The sequence below is a fragment of the Bacillus sp. RB3 genome, assembly GCF_030164735.1.
Classification (GTDB): Bacteria; Bacillota; Bacilli; order Bacillales; family Bacillaceae_G; genus Bacillus_A; species Bacillus_A cereus.
Map to the genome: position 1 here is coordinate 81,421 of NZ_JASNGE010000013.1, position 22,286 is coordinate 103,706.

Below are 22,286 nucleotides of genomic sequence, written 5' to 3' on the forward strand. Positions count from 1 at the left end.
CTACTGTTTTTTTAAATTTTGTAAAGTATTTTTGTAAATTTTCTAAATATTTATTTTTTTATTATAGTAACTTGTTGTTTTAACTACTATATGAATTATCCCCCGTCTACTATATGTAAACATCCCTCCCCTTATTCCACTCTATTACTACGTTCTATATTTTTCTTATTAGCATGAGGTCTCTTACTATCATCTGTCTTACTACTTACTGACCTCTCTAAATTCCTCCGATAGAACCTTCCTAATTATCTACCCGATTCTCAATAGGCTAACGAGATTTATTCCCTTATACATACTAAAAAGCATTTCAAAAGCAGCTCAGCCACTTTTGAAATGCTTTCACTTTATTTTTTTCCGCCATCCTCAGTTACATACGCCCACTTAAAGCTATATTCTGGACTGATGTTATGTTTCACAATTCCTTTTACATTCGGTTTCATTACGTACGATCTCCCTGTTTGATATAAAGGAACTAACCCTGCATCTTCTTCAAGGAATAATTTTTCAGCTTTCCCTAACGTTTCCCAGCGTTTTTTCGCATCACTCATTAATTCATTACCTGCTTTCCCTACCATTTCATCGTATTTTGGGTTTGAATAACTCATTTGGTTGTACGGGCTCTTCGATTCAAACATATCAATAAATGTCATTGGATCCGCATAGTCTGGACTCCAACCTGCATAAGAAATTTCATAATCTTGCGCAGTTTCTAATTTTAATTTTTGTTTGAACGGCTGAATTTTCGTATTAATCGTTACACCTTTTAGATTTTTCTCAATTTGATCTTTTACATAGTCAGCAATCTTTTTCGCAGTTCCATCATCATAGCTTAGCAATTCAATTGTAACTTGATCTTTTCCAAGTTCTTTTTTCGCTTCTTCCCACGCTGCTGCTCCTTTTTTCGGATTATATTTCAGACCATTTTTAAATGTATCTTGATAATCTTTACCATCTGGCCCTGTCGCAAGTCCTTTTGGAACCAATTGATCTGTTGCTTTTGATCCATTATTTAAAATTACATTCGCCAATCCTTTTTTATCAACTGATAATGCAATTGCTTCACGAAGTTTTTTGCTCTTTAAAGGCGTATCTTGTCCGTTACGTTTTTGATTTAAACGTAAGAAGAATGTACTTGATTCAGCATACTCACCATATTCTTCTTTGTTCGATTTATATTTATCTACAAACTCTCCTGATAGTAATGTAAAATCAATTGATCCTGTATCATATAAGTTTACTTTCGTTGCAACCTCTTTTACTACACTATAGTTAATTTCTTCTAATTTCACAGTCTTTTTATCCCAGTACTTATCATTTTTCTTCAGCTGCCAACCTTGTTCATGTTTCCATGAAGACATAACGAATGGACCATTATACACAGTTGTATCTGCTTCTAAACCGTACTTATCACCTTTTTCTTTTACGAATTTTTCATTTAATGGATAGTATGATGGGAATGCTAATAAATTTAAGAAATACGGTACCGGTTTTTCTAATTCTACTTCTAGCGTGTAATCATCTACCGCCTTCGCTCCTAATTCAGTTACAGGTTTTTCTCCTTTATTAATCGCTTCTGCATTTTTAATATAGTAAGCAATAAATGCATATTCTGCCGCAGTATTCTTATCAAGTAAGCGCTTCCATGCAAAAACGAAATCTTTCGCTGTTACAGGATCACCATTTGACCATTTTGCATCTTTTCGCAGTTTAAACGTATACTTTTTACCATCTTCACTTTTCGTACTAGACTCTGCCGCAGCAGGAATTGGCTTATTATCTTTATCAAGGCGATATAGGCCTTCCATCGTGTTCCCTAAAATTTGCGAACCTAATGTATCAGTAGATTTAGAAGTATCCATCGTCGGAATTTCTTGGTTTTCCGTACGATTTAATACTTGTTTCGCTGCATATTTAATATCAGATTTTTTTTCTTCCCCACTATTTGATGTAGTAGTCGTTTTCTTTTCCCCACCTGCCCCAGAACATGCTGTCAATGCAACACTCATCGCTAAGACTGGTACTACAACTGCCGTTAACTTTTTCAGCTTTTTTCTCTTCATTTTTATACCCTCCCTAATTATATGTACATTACCAATCCTTGAGAGACCCCTTACTAAAGATTCGTTTTTCAGAAAATTACAACTAATGTTATTCTACTCTTTTTTTCGTATTTGTAAATAGTTTAATTTTAAATATTCTGATTTTTTTAATTTAGTATGATTTATCCCCCATCTACTATATGTACATACTATACACCTTATTCTCTTCTATTTAACCACACTAAAAATTAGTATTTTAAGCTCACAAAAAAAGCATTTAAAAGTAGCTAAGCCACTTTTAAATGCTTTTTCAACTCTATTATTTTTCAGTCACATATGCCCACTTAAAGCTAAATTCTGGACTGATATTATGTTTTACTACTCCCTTTACATTTGGTTGTAAAACATAAGAATCTCCTCGTTGATATAAAGGTACAATCGCTACATCTTCTTCAAGTAATGTTTTTTCAGCTTTTCCTAACTCTTCCCAACGTTTTTTCGCATCGCTCATTAATTCCGTTCCAGCTTTTTTCACCATGCCGTCATATTTAGGGTCAGAGAAGCTCATTTGGTTATGAGAATGTCCAGTCTCAAACATATCTAAGAACGTCATTGGATCTGCATAATCCGGATTCCATCCGCCATACGAAATATCATATTGTTGTTCAGTTTCTAATTTTAGTTTTTGCTTAAATGGTTGAAGTTTAATATTAACTGTTACACCTTTTAAGTTTTTCTCAATCTGATCTTTAATATATTCGCCAACTTTTTTCGCATTACCAGTATCGTAGTTTAAGAATTCAATCGTAACTTGGTCTTTTCCAAGTTCTTTTTTCGCTTCTTCCCAAGCTGCAGCCGCTTTTTTAGCATTTGGTTTCAAACCGTTTTTAAACGTCTCTTGGAAATCTTTACCATCCGGTCCAGTTGCTAATCCTTTTGGCACTAAGAAGTCAGCTTCTTTTGATCCATCATTTAAAATTACATTTGCTAAATTCTTTTTATCAATTGATAACGCAATTGCTTCACGTAATTTTTTGCTCTTTAATGGCGTGTCTTGTCCATCACGTTTTTGGTTCATACGAATGAAATACGTACTTACTTGTGAATATGTGCCAAATTCATCTTTCTTGCTTCTATATTTATCAACGAACTCTCCATTTAATAAAGCAAAGTCAACTTGACCGCTATCATATAGATTGACTAAAGTCGCAGCCTCTTTAACAACACTAAAGTTAACTTCTTCCAGTTTCACAGTCTTTTTATCCCAATATTGATCATTTTTCTTTAATTGCCATCCTTGTTCATGCTTCCAATCTTTAAGAACGAACGGTCCGTTATAGACAGTTGTATCAGACTCTAAACCGAACTTCTCGCCCTTTTCTTTAACGAACTTTTCGTTTAATGGATAATATGATGGGAATGCTACTAAGTTTAAGAAGTACGGTACTGCTTGCTCTAACTCAACTTCAAGCGTAAGATCATCTACTGCTTTTACTCCTAATTCAGTTACAGGTTTTTCTCCTTTATTTACTACTTCTGCATTTTTAATCGGGAATGCGATAAATGCATACTCAGCAGCTGTTTTTGGATCTAATAGACGTTGCCAAGCGTATACGAAATCTTTCGCAGTTACTGGATCTCCATTTGACCATTTTGCATCTTTGCGTAGTTTGAACGTATATTTTTTACCATCTTCACTTTTCGTGCTAGATTCTGCTGCTGCTGGAATCGGCTTATTGTCTTTATCAAGACGATATAACCCTTCCATCGTATTACCTAGCATTTGTGAAGATACTGTATCAGTTGATTTTGAAGAGTCCATCGTCGGAATCTCTTGTGTTACTGTTCGATTTAGCACTTGTTTTGCTGCTAATTTTCCCTCTGACTTGCTATCTCCACTTGAATTTGTGCTTGTCTTCTTATCTCCACCTGATGTAGAACATGCTGTTAACGCCATGCTCATTGCTAAAACCGGTGCTACAACTGCTGTTAGTTTTTTCATTTGTTTCTTTTTCATTTTGTACCCTCCCTAATTCTTAACGATAGCTATTAAAGAATTTTCTGATAATTCTGTTTTTCTCTATATATTTATCAGACGATTCTTACTAATTCTTATTCTACTAATTTTTTAATTTTTGTAAAGTATTATTATTGAAAATTTTTAAAAAATTATTTTTTTACAGTAATATTCATAAAAATGCCATATGTTGTTCAAACCTTATTTTGCATTCGTACATATTCGTTGTTTTAATCACTTCCATCTCATTTACCGCTTGAATACTTGTTAATTATTGCTAATAAATAATGCATATATCTAAAAACATCTTTTCTACAAAAATAAAAAAGCAGACATTTCGTCTGCTTTAATTCTCCTCAATTTGCTTTTCACTTAATCCTAGATGTGTTCTAAGAGTATTACTCAAACTCTGTAGATCTTTTTTATTAGGATTATAATAATATACACGTTGCCCGTTTGGGCCATTAGGTAGGTATAAATCATCACCAGCTAATTGTATTTTTTCAACTGAACCGTTTAAACCGTATTTATAAAAAGATAAAATATCATCCATTACTAAATTTGTTTTAAAATCACCATCAACCGCCTCAACTATTTTTTCTAACTTCGTAATCGATCCTACACTTTTTAATTTACTTAAAATCGCTTCAATAACAAGTTGTTGGCGTTGTCCTCTCATTGCATCACTATCAATATGGCGCGTTCTTGCTAGTGCAAGTGCTTCTTCCCCATTTAATTTTTGTAATCCTTTTTTCAAATGAATCGCATCAGGTTCATCTTTACTATTTTGCTCCGTAAATTCAACTGGGACATCCACTTCAATACCATCTAACCCATCAACAATTTTAGTAAAGGAACCAAAATTAAATTTCACAAAATAATCAACAGGCACCTGTAACAATTTTTCTACCGCTTCCACAGAAGCTTGCGGTCCTCCATCTTTACCATTTTTAACGAAACCACTTCCATATGCATGGGTTATTTTATCTTTTTTCTTTTCAACTGGAACATATGTATATGTATCACGCGGTATGCTTGTTAATTTCACTGTTTTATCGTCTTTATTAAAAGTCGCTAACAATAATGCATCTGTATGAAATGCACCATTATATTCCTTTTGTCGTTCTTGATTTTCATCAATTCCCATAATTAAAAGTGAAACATGATTTGCAATTGGCTTTACAGATTTCTCACGTAAATTGGATTTTTCACCTCGTGCTAAATTCAAATTAGATTTTTGTACAAGACTAGAAGTTTTCATATATACATAGGCTCCATAGCCAATTCCACCAAATAGTAATACCGCCAGTAGTAAACTTATTATCTTTTTCTTTTTATATTTTTGCTTATTTTTCTCTTCTCTTAAAGATGAATGATTCCCCATTTACTCTCCTCCTGTTTCTATTGATCCAATATGTTTTTCATTTTTTCATATTTAGCGCTATCCTTTTGAAACATACTTTCTTTCAATCCCTTATCTATTTGTATCCATTCAGTCGTAACTGAATATTGAATCAAGCCTTCTTGAAAACTAAGAAATTTCAACATAATCCCTGTATTTTTCTCCACAACCATTTCGAATTTCCCTCTTAAATCTTCAGAGGTGCTAACAGGCATCTCTATGTTTATAACTCCTTCAATTTTGTAACAATCTAATCCAAGATATTTCGTTTCTTTATAATTCCAATCTTTATATCGAATTAATAAATCTGCGAATTCTGATTGAATACTATATTTAGCTAGCCCTACATATTCATCATCATATCTCTTTTTCTCATCTGATTTTCTCACTAACCTTTCAGTAGGATTTAATTTTAATAGTTTATTGTTTCTTTCTTTCGGGTTCCATTTTGTCTCTTTATAGGTATACTTCTCATCATCAAACTCTTTTTTCTTGCCCTCGTTATATATAATTGTTCGTTTTTTGGCTAGTTTATCTTCTTTCGAAGAGATACCTCTTTGTTTCTCCGTATCAATCGCATACTTATATGTTGTAGCAATTCTTGATGAGCTAGAATATTCCTCAAATTGTCCTGAAATATTTTTAAAATAATCAATAGAATCTAGCATTTTTTGATGAATCTTTTCTTTATCTGGATAATGTACATTCGATTTTATTTCTTCTTCATTTTCATAATCAGAAAACGCTTTTTTCTTTACATATTCAAATACTCCACCATTTTGCGCAAAACTTTGTATAGAAAACTCAGACATAGATACCACTGAAAGTATACAAACCGCTGCACTAATTATCATCATATGAATTTTGTAACTCTTCTTTTTTACCTTAAGATTATGTAGCGTACCATTAATCTTTTCATTTAACTCTGGAGGTACTATAACATTTTCATCTTTTATTCTCTTTTTTAATTTCTCATCAAATAATTTTTCATTATCCATCCTTTACACCCCCTATTCCATCTTTAATCGTTTTTGTAGTTGTTCCCTCGCGCGTGATAATCTTGATTTCACTGTTCCTTTCGGTATTTCTAACAGCTTTGCTATACTCTCTTGATTCATGTCTTCATAGTAATAAAGCACCGTAACAGCTCTTAATTCTTCATGTAACGATTGAATCGCATTACACAAATCTATATCTTCATACTGATCACACGCACTCATATTGTAATCATTCTCTTCTGTCACAATTACATTTTTATACGCTCTAATAATATTGTTACACTCATTTATTAGTATTCGAATTAACCAAGTTTGAAAAAATTCTTCTTTTTTTAATTTTTTTATATTTTCATAGGCTTTTAAAATTGTTGTCTGTATCGCATCCTCTATATTTGTCTCATCACGTAACATCGCCTTTGCTATTCGATACATCTTCACTTTTTCTGTATGTATAAGCGCTATAAAGGCTTCATGATCACCTTTTTTCGCTAAAGAAACATCCGTTTCTTCTTTTATAATCATTTTATATAAAGGGATTACTTTCACAATCGCTCCTCCTGTTTCATCCTCACTTCATCACTTCCAATTTAACTTTACATATATTAGACGTATGAACCTAGAAAAAGGTTCACTTTTTTGAATATTTTTTTAATTAAAAAGATAAATATCCTTTATAAGGATGCAATAAACATACTAGTTTAAATTTACAAATAAAAAAAGCCCACTTTCTCAGTGGACTTTCTACTCTATAACGGTAAATCCCTCTTCCTAAATACTACAATCGCTACGATAAAAATACAAAGCGCTACAGCAGTTAAACTTATACTTACCGGCCATATATTATATGATCCTTCAGCAATTTCTTTCGGACGAAACAGCGTGAATAATGATAGGTTTTTCATCCATTCTAACTTATCACTTAACTTCCCTACCATATCCAATACGAAAAATAAGATAGTTAAACTCGCTGAATAACTTAGTGCTTTTCTTTCGTCATTACATATACAAGAAAAGAAAAATGAATAGGCACTAACGACTAAAAATATGAGCCCTCCGACTACATTTATCTTCAAAAATAATTCTTTATTTAAGTTATTATCCTCTAAAAACCATTCAGCACCTACTATACCCGCTACATACGTAACCGCTACAATAATCAGTAGTCCTAATATAAGAATAGCCGCTTGCGTAATTGCGATTCGTACTCTAGATACAGGCGTTGCTAGCAAGTATGCCATTGCTCCTTTATCTACATGACGAGCAATTAAATGTGTCGCAACTGTTACGCAAAAAATTGTTAAAATGATAATAAACAATAGACTATAGTATTCGCCCGCTAGAAAATCCATTACGTTTTGAATCGGACTTTCCATACCAACGATTTTTTTCACACTATCAGGCATGGCACCTATTAATTCATTTAGCCCTTTTGCTGATACCATTGACGGGAATATCCAAATTAATAACCACAGATATAAAGCTGCACCAGACGCATAGCTCAAAATACTTTTTTGTGTTTCTTTCAAACTAGCTAAAAATAATTGCTTATTCATGCGTTATTCCTTCTTTCTTATCGTAATAATGCATAAATAAATGTTCTAAATCCATCGCTCTCGTTTGAAGTGCCGTTACATTGTAGTTTGAAAGTGTTTGTAAAACAGTTTGATAGTTTCCTTGTACAATGATAGATGCCTCTCTGCCTTTTACCGCTTCAAATTGCAAATTACACTTTGTAAGAGACTCAATCTCTTCTTGTGATGATACTGTTACATCTATCACCTGTCTTCTCATACTTTGTAAATCGTGAATATTTTCAACCGTTACGAGTCGACCATCTTTAATAATAGCTACTCTGTCACAAGTTCTCTCAATTTCAGTGAAAATATGCGAAGACATAAGAATTGTTTTTCCTCTTTGCTTTTCCTCTAATATTAAATCTATAAACACTTGCTGCATAAGTGGATCAAGTCCAGATGTTGGCTCATCTAAAATTAACACCTCTGGATCGTGCATAAATGCAGCAACTATCCCTACTTTTTGCTTCATTCCTTTAGACATTTTGCGAATCTGTGTTTTCACATCAAATTGCAGACGCTCTATTAGTTCATCTCGTCTTTTTGTATCCTTTAATCCACGCATTCCTTGCATTAATTTTAAAAACTCTAATCCGTTCATTCCTTCAATAAAAGAAATTTCACCCGGTAGATAACCAACTTCCCTTTGAATTTTCGCTGCTTCATTCCAACAATCTAATCCAAAAATTGTCGCTTTACCAGCTGTCGGTTTTATAAATCCCATTAAATTACGAATCGTCGTTGATTTTCCGGCACCATTCGGTCCTAAATAACCAAATACTTCTCCCTCTTTTACATCAAATGTAATATGAAACAAACCTTTTCCATTCGAAAACTGTTTTGTGACATCTTGAACTGAAATCATAATTCCACCTCATTTTTTGAAATATTTAATATGTGATATTTCAAAATTATTGTACTCCTCATCTTCCATATTCGCAACAACTTTTTGAAATATTTATTAGTTCATATTTCAAAATTATTGTTTTCCATTATTTTTTCTTGTATATTTTAAGTGAGGTGATTGCATTGAACGGCTTTGAAAGAGTAAAAGAAAAGAAAAAGCGTGCCATTAAAGAAGCAGCATTCTTATTATTTTCAGAACGTGGATTTAATGAAGTGAAAATAGAACATATCGCAAAAGAAGCAAACGTTTCTCAAGTTACAATTTATAATCATTTCGGAAGTAAAGATGCGTTATTTAGGGAGCTTATACAAGAATTTATCATATCTGAATTTCAATATTATAAAGAGCTTGCAGAAGAAAAATTACCTTTTCATGATATGATGCAAAAAATGATTGTAAGAAAAATGAATACTGGCGGATTATTTCAACCTGATATGTTACTACAAATGATGCAAAGGGACGAAGAACTCCGTAAGTTTATTTATAGTTATCAAAATGAAAAAATCCTACCCTGGTATTTAGAAATATTAGAACGAGCTCAGCGCAAAAACGAAATTAATCCACACCTTACTAAAGAAATGATGTTACTTTACATTCAAATGTTTACAAAATTAGGTGATGAATTTGGAGCACAACTTCTTGAAGGAGATCGGGAAAAACATATAAAAGATATCGTTACGATGTTCTTCTATGGTCTTTCTGTTCCACAAAAGTAATTTTTCTAAAGAACAAATAAAATCACCAAAAAGCCCTTTGGATATTTAAATCGCAAGGGCTTTTTCATATCAAAAAATGACTAAAACTAACTTTATCTTAAAGAAGTTAAATGCTGCTTTATAGATAACACCTTATTATAGATTAACTCTTTTAACATCACAGGCTGAATTGAAATAATCGTTTCACCAAAATTTAGAAAATAACTTGAAATAAACTCAACTTCTTGCTTGTTAAAATAGCCTGTTATACTATAATTTTCATTTTCTTTTTGTATCCTCATGGAAGGGTAATTCTCTTTATCAAAAATATCTTTTCCTTTTTGATTAACAATGACACTAAAATCAATTGCATCAGGTTTTCTGTGAAAGTTTGTAAGATAACTTAATAGTTCTTCAAGATTTTTTGAATTCGTGTTGCTTGTTTCCTCAATAGAAAGAATTTTATCACATCTAATTATTTGAACACCATTTGTCTCAAAATTAAAGATTTTAGCATACCACTGGCCAAATTTAGATTCGATTCGAATAAATTGGGCGACCAATACTTTCTCCTCATCTTTTTTTAAATATGTTAAATAATAAACTCGCTCAGCAAAAATTCCCTGTAAAATTTCTTTTAAGAACGGACTAAAATTACTATGATTTGTTACTTCAAAGGAAAGCGTTCGTTCCATAATTGAAATGTTTTTACTCACATTATCAGGTAATACATGTTTAAATTTATTTTCAAGCGCAATACTTTCTATATTAAATGGTTTTGTCTTGTATCCATTTAGTGTAAGAATCGAAAAGTATAACGCATACATTTCATCCACACTAAAATAAATTGGCGATAACACACTATTTTCTATAATTTTATAACTTCCATTTCTACCTAGTTCAGAATATATGGGTACACCTATTTCTTCCAATGATTGAATATCTCGTAAAGCTGTACTTTTAGAAATATCATATCTAACCATTAAATCTTTTAAATTAAAATTTCTTTTATTATTTAAGAAAATAAGCATATCATTTATTCGTTCCGTTTTTTTCATATTTACCTCCCGAAAGGTGTCATGTATTGAAACCTTTTTAGTCTATATTATAATTATTAACTAATAAAGGAGTTGTGAATTTATGACATTAGAAATAGCTATTTTTATCTCAATGAATGGGCAAGCAAAGGAGGCAATTAACTTTTATACACGTAATTTAGAAGCCAAAAAATTAATGGTTGTTACGTATGAAGAACTGGCGAAAAGAGATCGTTCTTTTAAAATTACAAGTGAAAATAAAGAACATATTGCTCACTCTGTTTTACAAATTGGGAATACAAAGCTAATGATAGCAGAAGATACAATGAATACTAATGAACGTTATAACGCTGGAAATAACATGTCACTTTGCATTCAAAGCGCTAATTTAGAAGAAATACAAAGGTTTTATTATAATTTAATTTCCGATAAGCATGTGAAAATAATCTCTCCGCTAGAAAAAAATATATTTAGTGAAGCATATGGTATTATTGAAGATCCTTATGGCATACAAATCCAATTAATGTATGATAAACGACTAAACTAAACTAAATAATTAATCATATTCACATATTCCTAATAAAAAAGACACGAATTTCGTGTCTTTTTATTTTATAGAAATGACTCTACCTTTTTCACTGCTTTCAATCGCTAATTGAATCAGTTTAATAACATCTAAACCTTCTTTTGCTGTTACAGGTAGTTTCTCACCATTTAATATACTATCTCGCACACCTTTATAATAATTGTCATAACAACCGACTTCTGTTGGAATACGCTCTAAGTTTTCTTCTGTTTCTAAAGTAGCAAAATTCTCTTCATCGTCTACTCCATAACCGTTATCACCTGGCTTCATTCCATTTTTTAATTGCTCTTCCTGCGAATCCATACCGTACTTCACGATAGAACCTTTCTCTCCATGCACTATAAAATGCGGTCCAGCTTTTTTCACATAACTGCTACTACGTAAAATGACACGTTTAACTCCGTAATGAAGTACTATGTGGAAATAATCATCCACCTCTGCACCTGGTCGTTGTTTTATTACATCTGCACTTATCGCATCTGGTTTCCCGAATATTGATAACGCTTGGTCAATTAAATGCGACCCTAAATCGTATAATATACCGGAGCCTGGTAGATTTTTTTCTCTCCATCGATCACGTACATGTGGACGGAAACGATCAAAATTCGATTCATATGCGTATACATTCCCTACTCTGTTTTCTCCTAACAATTTCTTAATTGTTAAGAAATCATTATCAAAACGACGATTATGATATACGCTTAACATTACATTATGCTGCTCTGCTAATGAAATAAGCTTTTCCCCTTCTTCAATTGAGACAACAAATGGTTTTTCTACAACAACATGCTTACCGTTTAAAATTGCTTCTTTTACATATGGAAAATGAGTTGTATTAGGTGATGTAATAACAACTAAGTCAACATCAGCTCGCTTCACCAATTCATCAATTGTACTAACAACATTAGCATTTGGTAATGTTTCTTTTACTACCTCTTCTTTTGAGGATAATACAGCACGAATATCATATTCTTCTATCGTTTGTAATAGTGGGATATGAAATGTCGTACTAGAAAAACCAAATCCTACAATCCCTACACCTATTTTTTTCATGTTGCCCCTCCATTTGTCCCGCTTTAACAGGCAGTAAGATTCCTAACCAAAAATTCAGCGAAAGCTAAGGAATTAGGTGAGAAATCAACTGCTTGTTAAAGCCCGATTGGTTCAACTAATAATCAGTGTGGATAAAGAAAATCCCCATTGATTAAAGTTTCACTTTATGAGAACGATTTCATTCAGTTATTATAACAAGATTATTATTATTTACATAATAAATTGCCTAGAAAAAAGCATCTTGCTATTATTCATAGCAAGATGCCCTCTTTATTCTGGTCTTTTCTTCGTCCACGTTTCTACTACTTCACCAGTATCATTAACATCTAGCACTAGGCTACCATTACTATACCGGTCTTTATTTCGATACGCTTTCGGATCAATCTCTTCTACAATGTTTTTCTCTGTCTTCATGTAAACTAATTCATCGTCCCGAACAATTTCAATACCGACAATGCGGTACGGATTACGTTTTAATTCTTTGAAAATAACAAGACCTCGTTTCGCCCTCGTTGATTTTTCAATTTCTGATGCTTTTAGACGTTTTACAGCACCGCGCTGTGTTACGAGAATAAGTTGATCTTTGTCACCATTTAACGGTTTACCAGAAGCGACATAGTCATCTTCTTTTAAATTAATTGCTTTCACGCCAGCAGCTCTTACACCGACTGGACTTACTTCATCTTCATGGAAAATAAGTGCATATGCACCGTGTGTAGCAAGAACGATATCACTCGTTCCATCTGTCGCAAATATATCGACAACTTCATCATCTTTTTTCAAGTTTACAGCAACGAATGCCCTTGAATAACGCTGAACTTTATATTGATTTAATTCTGTTTTCTTTATCATACCATTTCTTGTTACAAATACGATAAATCGTTTTTCTTCCTCAAAGTTCTGTACAACCGTTGCCCAAATGATTGTTTCATCCCGGTCGAGTGAAACGATATTAGCAACGTGCTGACCTAAATCTTTCCAACGAATATCTGGCATTTCGTATACTGGCAGATATATATAGTTTCCTTTATTCGTAAATAAGAGGACTGTCTCTGTCGTATTCGTATCGAATCGTTCAAGTAAGATGTCACCCTCTTTCATACCGAAGTCTTTGCCGTTTGAGGCATTGTGTGAGCGCCATCCAGTACGTTTCACATACCCTTCTTTCGTTACAGTAACGATGACATCTTCTTGTGGGATCATCACTTCTACATCGATTTTAATTTCCTCGATTTGATCTTCAATAATTGCGCGTCGATCATCACTATATGTTTTCTTAACTCTCTTTAAATCTGTTTTAATTACTTGAAGTAATCTTTTTTCACTTTGTAAAATTGCCTGTAGCTCAATAATTTTCTTATTAAGCTCATCTGCTTCTTCTTGTAACGCCGTAATGTCTGTATTCGTTAAGCGATATAATTGCAAGGAAACAATTGCTTCTGCCTGTGCTTCTGTAAAGCCAAATTTTGCACTTAAATTATCTTTCGCGTTACGTTTATCTTTTGAAGCTCGAATTGTTTCAATTACTTGGTCTAAAATCGATAATGCTTTCTTTAAACCTTCTACAATATGTTGACGATTTTCTGCTTTTCTTAATTCATATTGCGAACGTCTCGTAATAACCTCTTTTTGATGTCCAATATAAGCATCTAAAATTTTCGGTAATGTCATAAGTGTTGGACGACGATTATTGATCGCTACCATATTAAAGTTATATGGAATTTGCAAATCTGTATTTTTATATAAATAATTTAAAATACCTTCGGCGTTTGCTTCTTTCTTTAATTCAACAACAATTCGTAAACCAGTACGATCTGTCTCATCACGCACTTCAGCAATACCATCTAACTTTTTATCTAGACGTAATTCATCCATTTTCTTTACAAGATTTGCCTTATTCACTTCGTAAGGAATTTCAGTGATTACAATTTGTTGTTTCCCACCGCGCACTGTTTCAACTTCTGCTTTTCCGCGAATAATAATTTTACCTTTACCTGTTTCATACGCCTTTTTAATACCATCAATCCCCTGAATAATACCGCCTGTTGGGAAATCTGGTCCTTTCATAACTGTTAATAAATCATCAACAGTACTATTTGGCTTATCAATACGCATCATTGTAGCATCAATAACTTCTCCAAGATGATGCGGAGGAATTTCTGTTGCATAACCAGCGGAAATCCCTGTAGATCCGTTCACTAATAAATTCGGGAACGCTGCTGGTAATACAACCGGTTCTTCACTCGTATCATCAAAGTTTGACACGAATTCAACTGTTTCTTTATCAAGATCACGTAATAATTCAGATGCGATTGGTGATAAACGAGCTTCCGTATAACGCATCGCTGCCGCTGGGTCCCCATCAACACTACCGTTATTACCATGCATTTCAACTAAAACATTACGTACTTTCCAAGTTTGGCTTAAGCGTACCATTGCTTCATATACAGAGGAATCTCCATGTGGATGATAATTACCGATAACATTACCTACTGTTTTAGCTGATTTACGAAACGCTTTATCATGTACATTACCTTCTACATACATAGAATATAAAATACGTCTTTGTACTGGCTTTAAGCCATCACGTGCATCTGGAAGTGCACGATCTTGAATAATATATTTACTATAACGTGCAAAGCGATCACCTAACACGTCTTCAAGCGGGAGGTCATGAAACTTCTCTGCTTGCATGTTATTCCACCTCCGTCTCCATAATCATTTCATTTTCTAAAATATTTCCTTCTTCTTGCATACCAAACTGTACATTACGTTCAATCCATTTACGGCGCGGTTCTACTTTATCGCCCATTAATGTTGTAACGCGACGCTCTGCTCTTGCTGCATCATCAATTTTCACGCGAATTAATGTACGCGTTTCAGGATTCATTGTTGTTTCCCATAATTGATCCGCATTCATTTCACCAAGTCCTTTATAACGTTGTAGCATATAGCCTTTTCCAACTTTTTTCGTTACACCGTCTAATTCCTCGTCTGACCAAGCGTATTCAATTACCTCACTCTTACCTTTTCCTTTACTTACTTTGTATAAAGGAGGAAGCGCGATAAACACTTTACCAGCTTCGATAAGTGGCTTCATATATCTGTAGAAGAACGTTAATAACAATACTTGAATATGAGCCCCATCCGTATCGGCATCGGTCATAATTACAACTTTATCGTAGTTAATATCTTCAACATCAAATTCATTTCCTACACCGCCGCCAATCGCATAAATGATTGTATTAATCTCTTCATTTTTAAAGATATCAGCAAGCTTTGCTTTTTCTGTATTAATTACTTTACCACGTAACGGTAATACGGCCTGGAAACGTCGGTCTCGTCCTTGTTTCGCAGAACCACCGGCAGAGTCACCCTCTACTAGGTACAGTTCATTTTTTTGCGGGTTACGTGATTGTGCAGGTGTTAATTTCCCGCTTAACGTACCTTCTGATTTTTTCTTTTTCTTACCACTACGCGCTTCTTCTCTTGCTTTACGGGCTGCTTCACGGGCTTGTGCTGCTTTAATTGCTTTTCTCACAAGAAGTGTAGCTACATCAGGATTTTCTTCTAAAAAGTATGCTAAATGCTCAGATACAATGGCATCAATTGAAGAACGCGCTTCACTTGTACCTAGTTTCCCTTTCGTTTGCCCTTCAAACTGAAGCACTTCTTCTGGTACACGTACCGAAACGATAGCCGCTACACCTTCACGAATATCTGTGCCTTCTAAGTTTTTATCTTTTTCTTTTAATAGTGCTACTTTACGAGCATACTCGTTAAACACACGCGTCATCGCTGTTTTAAATCCAGCTTCGTGTGTTCCACCATCTTTTGTACGTACGTTATTTACAAACGATAAAATGTTTTCTGAGTAGCCATCGTTAAATTGAAATGCTAGTTCTGCTTCAATTCCATTTTGTTCACCAGTGAAATATACAACTGGATGAATGGAATCTTTTTCTTCGTTTAAATATGAAACGAAAGCTTCAATTCCCGTTTCATAATGAAATACATCCTCTAAATCATTTCGTTCATCTTTTATCGAGATTTTCATTCCTTTTAATAAGAATGCAGATTCACGTAATCTCTCACATAATGTTTCATAATTATAATTTGTTGTGCTGAAAATCGTTGTATCTGGTTTGAAATGCATCGTAGTACCAGACTCTTTCGTCTTCCCGATTTTCTCAAGCGTCGTTACAGGAACACCGCCATTTTCAAAGCGTTGTTCGTAAATATTTCCGTCACGCTTAATCGTTACGACTAACCATTCTGATAAGGCATTTACAACCGATGCCCCAACACCGTGCAAACCACCACTCGTTTTGTAACCACCTTGACCAAACTTACCACCGGCATGAAGTACAGTTAAAATAACTTCAGGTGTAGGTTTCCCAAGTTTATGCATTCCCGTAGGCATTCCTCGCCCTTTATCTATAACGCTAATACTATTATCTTTATGTATTACGACTGAAATTTCGTCGCCAAATCCCGCTAACGCTTCGTCAACGGAGTTATCTACTATTTCATATACTAAATGATGCAATCCACGGCTGTCCGTGCTCCCGATATACATACCCGGGCGTTTTCGAACGGCTTCAAGTCCTTCTAACACTTGAATCGCATCTTCATTATATTGGAACTGATGCTTCGCCAAACTCCTTGCCCCTTTCCTAATCCAAAATCAGAACATATGTTTCTATTATAGAATAACGCCTCGACTATAGTTTTGGCAAGTTATCTTATCTCTTTTATATACCATTTTCAATAGAAAAATCCTTGTTTTCTCACAAGGATTCCTCTAGGCTACTATTTCAGAAAAATAATCGTTTGTCAACGAGAAATGGATATGTATTCCAAGATTACACATTCCAAACCTTTATTATGATCCAAATGATCAAGATCCAAAATGGGATTACAAATAACAACCCCCAAAAACAGCCTTTAAAAAATCTCATGATGAACACCTCGTTCATCGGCCCTACTTATCTATAATGAGGGCTGAATCAATCTTTCTACCTTTAAATCTATACTATTTTGTCATCGCATGTTCTACTTTAATACAACGATCCATTATTACAGTATAGTCTTTTTCTTTTAAAAATTTGTATGTATCCTCATCTTGTACTCCTAATTGTGCCCAAAAAACATCTGCATCAATCTCTACAAATTCTTTTGCAACATCCATTAAAAACTCTGAGCGACGAAATACATTTACTATGTCAACGTGTTCCTTAATATCCTTTAGTGAAGAAACTGCCTTTTCTCCAAGCACCTCATCTACTGTTGGATTAACTGGAATAATGCGGTATCCAGCATCTTGCATTGCTTTTGAAACCATATACGATGTACGTTCTGGCTTATCTGATAATCCAACAACCGCAATTGTTTTGCTTTTCTTTAACACTTCACCAATTTCCGTACGAGTTGGGTTTTCAATTGTCATAATTAATCCCTCCTATTCCTTTAGTATAGCCGATAAAGAAAGTCTCTTTCAATATGAAAGAGACTTTCTTTTATTTCGATTATTGATTCTTTGTAGCTGAATTATCTGCTAAAGTAGCCGATTTCGTCATTTTTTGACCGTTACGGTAGAATGTAACTTCTACTTTCTCGCCTACTTTTTTCTTTTCATATAAATATTTACGGAATTGAAGAGCATTCTCTACTTTTTGATTATCTAATGCTACTACAATATCATATTGCTCTAAACCAGCTTTTTCAGCCGGTGATATTGGGTAAATTTTACCTAATACAACACCATTCGTTACTTCTTTCGGTACTTTCAATTGATTGACTGCATAAGCTTGCACATCTTCTAATGAAACGACACCTACTCCAAGGGCTGGACGTTTCACTACTCCGTCTTTTTCAAGTGATTCAATAACTGGCTTTGCAATATTAATTGGAATAGCAAAGCCAATTCCTTCAACTTCTTGTTGTGCAATTTTACTTGAATTAATCCCAATTATTTCACCATTTTGGTTAAATAATGCACCACCACTGTTACCAGGGTTAATCGCTGCATCTGTTTGAATAACTTGTGCTTGCCAATCTGGTCGTTTATCGCCATCAATATCAACTGGAATTTCACGTTCTTTACTACTGATTATACCTTCCGTTACACTTCCATCAAAACCTAGTGGGTTACCGATTGCAATTGCTTTTTCACCCGCGCGGATTTTACTTGAGTCACCTAAAGTTGCAACTTTATTCACATTAGCCCCGTCAATTTCAACAACAGCTAAGTCTAACCAAGGATCTTTCCCTACTAACTTTGCATCTACCTTTTTACCATCACTTAGTTTTACAGCAAGTTTATTTGCACCATCTACTACGTGGTTGTTTGTTACGATATATGCTTTATTCCCTGCTTTTTTATAAATAACACCTGATCCTGAACCAGCTTGTTGTTCTTGACCTGTCGGTTGCATTGCAAATGGATCAACACTTTGTTGCATATTAATAACACCTACAACAACATCTTTCGCCCCTTCAATCATACCAGGTAAATCAGTTTCATTTTTCGCTTTATTTACAACAGGAACTACAGTACCTTCTACTTTTGAATCCGAACTAAATGATGATACTGGCGCTCCATTATTTTGAGCCCATGGCATATATGGTGCTGCAAAACTAATCGAAACCGCTCCGACTACAGCCCCCACTAAACCTGTGAAGAAATAGCCTTTTTTACTACCTGATTTTCTCACTTCTCTCGTTTCACTATGCTCTTCATTTAAATTTGGTCCGTCGTAATATCCCATGTTTTATTTCCCCTCTCTGGTGAATTCGTATTTTCAGTATAGTCACGTTTTGTGTCCTTCTTGTGAACTCATCGTGAAATCTAATTAAAAAAATACTCCTATCTAACATTGTAGACAAAAAAAGTATTTTTTGTACATTCTACCTTCAAAAGAGAGTATAAAATCGCCATTTCCCTAGGCTAAATTACACAAATCGTTCTAGATTATTCTTCAAATTTATAACCAACTCGAATAACAGTACCGATATGCTTCGCTTTATCTCCTAGCTTATTTCGAAGTTTTTTAATATGGGTATCAACCGTTCTGTCATCACCGTAATAGTCATATCCCCATAACTGATCTAATAAATGTTGACGTGATAACACGATTCCTTTGTTCTCCATTAAATACACAAGAAGTTCAAATTCTTTATGTGTCAATATAATTTCTTCTCCATCTACTAAAACAGTTCTAGATAGACGATTTACTTCTATTCCAGCTAAAGACATAGCATTTTCTTCCGCTACTCCTACCGCACCATCCGCACGTTTCAATAACGTCTTTGCGCGAGCTACTAATACTTTCGGGCTAAATGGTTTCGTTACATACTCGTCTGCACCTAATTCGAAACCTAGCAATGTATCATCCTCATCCGAACGTGCTGTCAACATAATAATTGGTACTGCTGATTCTTTTCTAATTCTTCTACAAACAGACCATCCATCTATTTCCGGTAACATAATATCTAACATAATTAAATCAATTTCATGCTCTGCAAATAACTCTAACGCTTTTTTTCCATCTTCTGCTTCGATTACTTCAAAGCCTTCATTACGAAAATAATCACTAACAATTTCACGTAATCTTCTTTCATCTTCAACAAGCAATACTGTTTTATTCATATAATCTATCCCGCCTTTTTACTCTTTCAATCGAATAATACGTTGATTGGAGCTTCCGCGAAATGGAAGTGTTAAATCTTTTTTCTCAATTTCAAACCTTCCATCGACTAAAACATCCCCATAATGTAACAACTCTATCATATCATTATTTTGAGAACTCTGTATCTCTTCTAACGTATAACCTGTATACATCCATAGGTTTTTTTTCAAATCTTTCACGATTTTTGCTACCTTTTTCACTTCAGCAGCTTGAAAAAATGGATCTCCACCTGAAAATGTTACATCAGTTAATGGATTATTTGCAATCTCTTTCACAATTTCTTCTACTGTCATTTCCGTTCCATTGCAAATATTCCACGATTTCGGATTATGGCAACCAACGCAACGATGCGGACAGCCCGCAAAAAACACGACTGTCCGCAATCCTTCTCCATCTACTACACTATCATGAATAATATTCATCACTTTCATTTATGTTTCACCCGATCTATCTCTTCACTACGTTTCGCACTATTCCACTTCGACATATCTCCTACAAGATAGCCTGTTATACGGCGAATTCTTTCTATATTAGCCTCATCTTTATTCCCGCAACTTGGACATTCATTCCCAATAACCCCGTGATAACTACAGCACTTACAACGGTCAACAGGATGATTAATTGAACCGTATCCAACGCCATGTTCTGCCATGGCTTGTACAATTTGTTTTAATGCCTTTTTGTTATGCATTGCTGCTCCATCTAGTTCAATATAAGTAATGTGTCCTCCATTACAGAGAGCGTGGAACGGGCCTTCTAAACGAATTTTATTTATCGCTTGAATGTTATAATAAACTGGAATATGGAATGAATTCGTATAGTAATTATGGTTCGTTATACCGTTAATTTCACCAAATTCTTCTCTATCTTTTTTCACAAACTTCCCTGATAATCCTTCTGCTGGAGTTGCAATTACTGAGAAATTCAGTTGATGTTCTTCTGTCGCTTTATCCATTCTATCTCTCATAAAGGAAATAATTTCATACCCAAGTTTCCATGATTTTCCATCTTCCCCATGATGCTTTCCTGTTAAAGCTACTAAACATTCCGCAAGACCGATAAAACCAATACTTAACGTCCCTTGTTTTAAAATCGAGGCTACGGAGTCTTCAGGCTGCAACGTTTCTCCACCACGCCATACACCTTGTGAATATAAAAACTGAAAATCTCTTGCTCGCTTCGTACATTGATACGCATATCTTTCTAATAGCTGCTTAATTCCTAAATCTAAATAATAGTTTAGCGCTTCAAAAAACGCTTCTTTTGAACCACTAATTAACGCTAATTTCACTAAATTAATAGACGTAAATGATAAATTCCCTCTACCAATCGCTGTTTCTTCTCCATGTATATTAGACATAACACGGGTACGACATCCCATGTAACATACTTCACTTTCTGGTCTTCCATCATAATGTACTGCATTAAACGGAGCATCTAAAAATGAAAAGTTAGGGAACAATCGTTCAGCCGTTGTCTCTAATGCTAATTCAAATAAATCGTAGTTCGGATCACTTTCTTCAAAATTCACACCTTTTTTCATCTTGAAAATTTGAATCGGAAAAATCGGTGTCTCTCCTTTACCAAGTCCAGCTTGTGTCGCTTTTAAAAGTTGTTTAATTAACATTCTTCCTTCTTTTGATGTATCTGTTCCGTAATTAATAGAAATAAACGGTACTTGTCCTCCGCCCCTACTATGCATACTATTCGAATTATGAACGAAAGCCTCACACGCTTGATACGTATCATTTTCCGTTTCTTTCCATGCGAATTCTTCTATTTGTTCTTTCGTAAGCGGATATGATTGTAATCGTTTTTTATGTCTCTCAATTGTTTTTCGTACATAAGGTGCTAAATCAATATCAAAGAGTGCAAACGATTGACCACCATGCTGCATATTTTGATTCGCTTGAAAAATAATAGACGAAAGAGCCAATGCACTTTTAATGTCTTGCGGTTGTCTCATATGTCCATGTCCAGTATGAAAACCGTTAGCAAGCATTTGTGCTAACGGAATTTGTGAACAAGTCGTCGTTCCTGTCGCATAAAAATCTAAATCATGTGGATATAATATATTTTCATTTATCGCTTTTTTCACTTGATCTGACAATAAATTCTCAACAGCATAATATTTTGCACTCTCAGATGCGAACGTTCCCATTACGCCCATTGGAGAGCGGCCGTCTACATTTGCATTTTCTTGCATCAAATCTTGTTCATTGCCGTGGACTATTGTCTCAAACACTTTCATTAATTCTTCTTCTCCACGTGTATTATTTTGTAACAT

At 34.1% G+C, this 22,286-nt stretch carries 18 protein-coding genes; 2 read left to right on the forward strand and 16 right to left on the reverse strand.

The features are described 5' to 3' along the window. Positions 1-344: 344 nt before the first annotated feature. From QO049_RS17690 to QO049_RS17720, 7 genes are all read right to left on the reverse strand, one after another. Complete coding sequence (locus QO049_RS17690) at positions 345-2,060, reverse strand: peptide ABC transporter substrate-binding protein (protein ID WP_000823428.1); 1,716 nt, start codon at positions 2,058-2,060, stop codon at positions 345-347. Positions 2,061-2,358: 298 nt separating this feature from the next. Beyond that, complete coding sequence (locus QO049_RS17695) at positions 2,359-4,056, reverse strand: peptide ABC transporter substrate-binding protein (protein WP_000730153.1); 1,698 nt, start codon at positions 4,054-4,056, stop codon at positions 2,359-2,361. 346 nt (positions 4,057-4,402) lie between these two features. Beyond that, positions 4,403-5,440 (reverse strand): LCP family protein, encoded by a 1,038-nt coding sequence (locus QO049_RS17700; protein WP_000526726.1) that lies wholly within the window; start codon positions 5,438-5,440, stop codon positions 4,403-4,405. Positions 5,441-5,457: 17 nt separating this feature from the next. Beyond that, complete coding sequence (locus QO049_RS17705; RefSeq protein WP_246960904.1) at positions 5,458-6,456, reverse strand: anti-sigma factor; 999 nt, start codon at positions 6,454-6,456, stop codon at positions 5,458-5,460. Between the two features lie 12 nt (positions 6,457-6,468). Further along, positions 6,469-7,002 (reverse strand): RNA polymerase sigma factor, encoded by a 534-nt coding sequence (locus QO049_RS17710; RefSeq protein ID WP_000864723.1) that lies wholly within the window; start codon positions 7,000-7,002, stop codon positions 6,469-6,471. 200 nt (positions 7,003-7,202) lie between these two features. Then, positions 7,203-8,009, reverse strand: a complete 807-nt coding sequence (locus QO049_RS17715) for an ABC transporter permease subunit (protein WP_001041436.1) — start codon at positions 8,007-8,009, stop codon at positions 7,203-7,205. Next, positions 8,002-8,895, reverse strand: coding sequence for an ABC transporter ATP-binding protein (locus QO049_RS17720; RefSeq protein WP_000626570.1), 894 nt, complete (start codon positions 8,893-8,895; stop codon positions 8,002-8,004). Before QO049_RS17720 ends, QO049_RS17715 begins: the two co-directional genes overlap by 8 nt. Positions 8,896-9,050: 155 nt before the next feature. Between QO049_RS17720 and QO049_RS17725 the strand changes: the two genes are divergently transcribed. Then, positions 9,051-9,653, forward strand: coding sequence for a TetR/AcrR family transcriptional regulator (locus tag QO049_RS17725; RefSeq protein ID WP_002005560.1), 603 nt, complete (start codon positions 9,051-9,053; stop codon positions 9,651-9,653). A gap of 92 nt (positions 9,654-9,745) precedes the next feature. Here the strand turns inward: QO049_RS17725 and QO049_RS17730 are convergent, their stop codons facing one another. Further along, the gene (locus tag QO049_RS17730) at positions 9,746-10,690 is read right to left on the reverse strand and encodes a helix-turn-helix transcriptional regulator (protein WP_000750566.1); all 945 of its coding nucleotides are present in this window, start codon (positions 10,688-10,690) and stop codon (positions 9,746-9,748) included. An 82-nt stretch (positions 10,691-10,772) separates the two neighbouring features. Here QO049_RS17730 and QO049_RS17735 point away from each other — a divergent pair, with 82 nt between their 5' ends. Next, on the forward strand, positions 10,773-11,216 hold the full coding sequence (locus QO049_RS17735) for a VOC family protein (RefSeq protein ID WP_246960906.1): 444 nt from the start codon (positions 10,773-10,775) through the stop codon (positions 11,214-11,216). 60 nt (positions 11,217-11,276) lie between these two features. On the opposite strand, the gene QO049_RS17740 is transcribed toward QO049_RS17735, so the two are convergent. The 8 genes from QO049_RS17740 to QO049_RS17775 form a co-directional block, all read right to left on the reverse strand. Further along, positions 11,277-12,308 (reverse strand): oxidoreductase, encoded by a 1,032-nt coding sequence (locus tag QO049_RS17740; RefSeq protein WP_000719773.1) that lies wholly within the window; start codon positions 12,306-12,308, stop codon positions 11,277-11,279. 270 nt (positions 12,309-12,578) lie between these two features. Further along, entirely contained in the window at positions 12,579-15,002 is a 2,424-nt protein-coding gene (gene parC, locus QO049_RS17745) for a DNA topoisomerase IV subunit A (RefSeq protein WP_001147465.1), read from the reverse strand. A gap of 1 nt (position 15,003) precedes the next feature. After that, the gene (gene parE, locus QO049_RS17750) at positions 15,004-16,968 is read right to left on the reverse strand and encodes a DNA topoisomerase IV subunit B (protein ID WP_001062202.1); all 1,965 of its coding nucleotides are present in this window, start codon (positions 16,966-16,968) and stop codon (positions 15,004-15,006) included. A gap of 375 nt (positions 16,969-17,343) precedes the next feature. Next, the gene (locus tag QO049_RS17755) at positions 17,344-17,757 is read right to left on the reverse strand and encodes a CoA-binding protein (protein ID WP_000151387.1); all 414 of its coding nucleotides are present in this window, start codon (positions 17,755-17,757) and stop codon (positions 17,344-17,346) included. A gap of 79 nt (positions 17,758-17,836) precedes the next feature. Beyond that, the gene (locus QO049_RS17760; protein WP_000542641.1) at positions 17,837-19,078 is read right to left on the reverse strand and encodes a S1C family serine protease; all 1,242 of its coding nucleotides are present in this window, start codon (positions 19,076-19,078) and stop codon (positions 17,837-17,839) included. Between the two features lie 203 nt (positions 19,079-19,281). Further along, complete coding sequence (locus QO049_RS17765) at positions 19,282-19,959, reverse strand: response regulator transcription factor (protein WP_001044679.1); 678 nt, start codon at positions 19,957-19,959, stop codon at positions 19,282-19,284. 18 nt (positions 19,960-19,977) lie between these two features. Further along, the gene (gene nrdG / locus QO049_RS17770) at positions 19,978-20,430 is read right to left on the reverse strand and encodes an anaerobic ribonucleoside-triphosphate reductase activating protein (RefSeq protein WP_000867073.1); all 453 of its coding nucleotides are present in this window, start codon (positions 20,428-20,430) and stop codon (positions 19,978-19,980) included. Continuing rightward, on the reverse strand, positions 20,427-22,286 hold the full coding sequence (locus QO049_RS17775) for an anaerobic ribonucleoside triphosphate reductase (RefSeq protein WP_097863037.1): 1,860 nt from the start codon (positions 22,284-22,286) through the stop codon (positions 20,427-20,429). The genes nrdG and QO049_RS17775 overlap by 4 nt, the downstream gene beginning before the upstream one ends.

Coding starts and splice junctions, on each gene's coding strand:
- QO049_RS17690 (WP_000823428.1), bottom strand. CDS start 2,060: ATGAAGAGAAAAAAGCTGAAAAAGTTAACGGCAGTTGTAGTACCAGTC.
- QO049_RS17695 (WP_000730153.1), bottom strand. CDS start 4,056: ATGAAAAAGAAACAAATGAAAAAACTAACAGCAGTTGTAGCACCGGTT.
- QO049_RS17700 (WP_000526726.1), bottom strand. CDS start 5,440: ATGGGGAATCATTCATCTTTAAGAGAAGAGAAAAATAAGCAAAAATAT.
- QO049_RS17705 (WP_246960904.1), bottom strand. CDS start 6,456: ATGGATAATGAAAAATTATTTGATGAGAAATTAAAAAAGAGAATAAAA.
- QO049_RS17715 (WP_001041436.1), bottom strand. CDS start 8,009: ATGAATAAGCAATTATTTTTAGCTAGTTTGAAAGAAACACAAAAAAGT.
- QO049_RS17720 (WP_000626570.1), bottom strand. CDS start 8,895: ATGATTTCAGTTCAAGATGTCACAAAACAGTTTTCGAATGGAAAAGGT.
- QO049_RS17730 (WP_000750566.1), bottom strand. CDS start 10,690: ATGAAAAAAACGGAACGAATAAATGATATGCTTATTTTCTTAAATAAT.
- QO049_RS17735 (WP_246960906.1), top strand. CDS start 10,773: ATGACATTAGAAATAGCTATTTTTATCTCAATGAATGGGCAAGCAAAG.
- QO049_RS17740 (WP_000719773.1), bottom strand. CDS start 12,308: ATGAAAAAAATAGGTGTAGGGATTGTAGGATTTGGTTTTTCTAGTACG.
- parC (WP_001147465.1), bottom strand. CDS start 15,002: ATGCAAGCAGAGAAGTTTCATGACCTCCCGCTTGAAGACGTGTTAGGT.
- QO049_RS17755 (WP_000151387.1), bottom strand. CDS start 17,757: ATGACAATTGAAAACCCAACTCGTACGGAAATTGGTGAAGTGTTAAAG.
- QO049_RS17760 (WP_000542641.1), bottom strand. CDS start 19,078: ATGGGATATTACGACGGACCAAATTTAAATGAAGAGCATAGTGAAACG.
- QO049_RS17765 (WP_001044679.1), bottom strand. CDS start 19,959: ATGAATAAAACAGTATTGCTTGTTGAAGATGAAAGAAGATTACGTGAA.
- nrdG (WP_000867073.1), bottom strand. CDS start 20,430: ATGAAAGTGATGAATATTATTCATGATAGTGTAGTAGATGGAGAAGGA.
- QO049_RS17775 (WP_097863037.1), bottom strand. CDS start 22,286: ATGTTACAAAATAATACACGTGGAGAAGAAGAATTAATGAAAGTGTTT.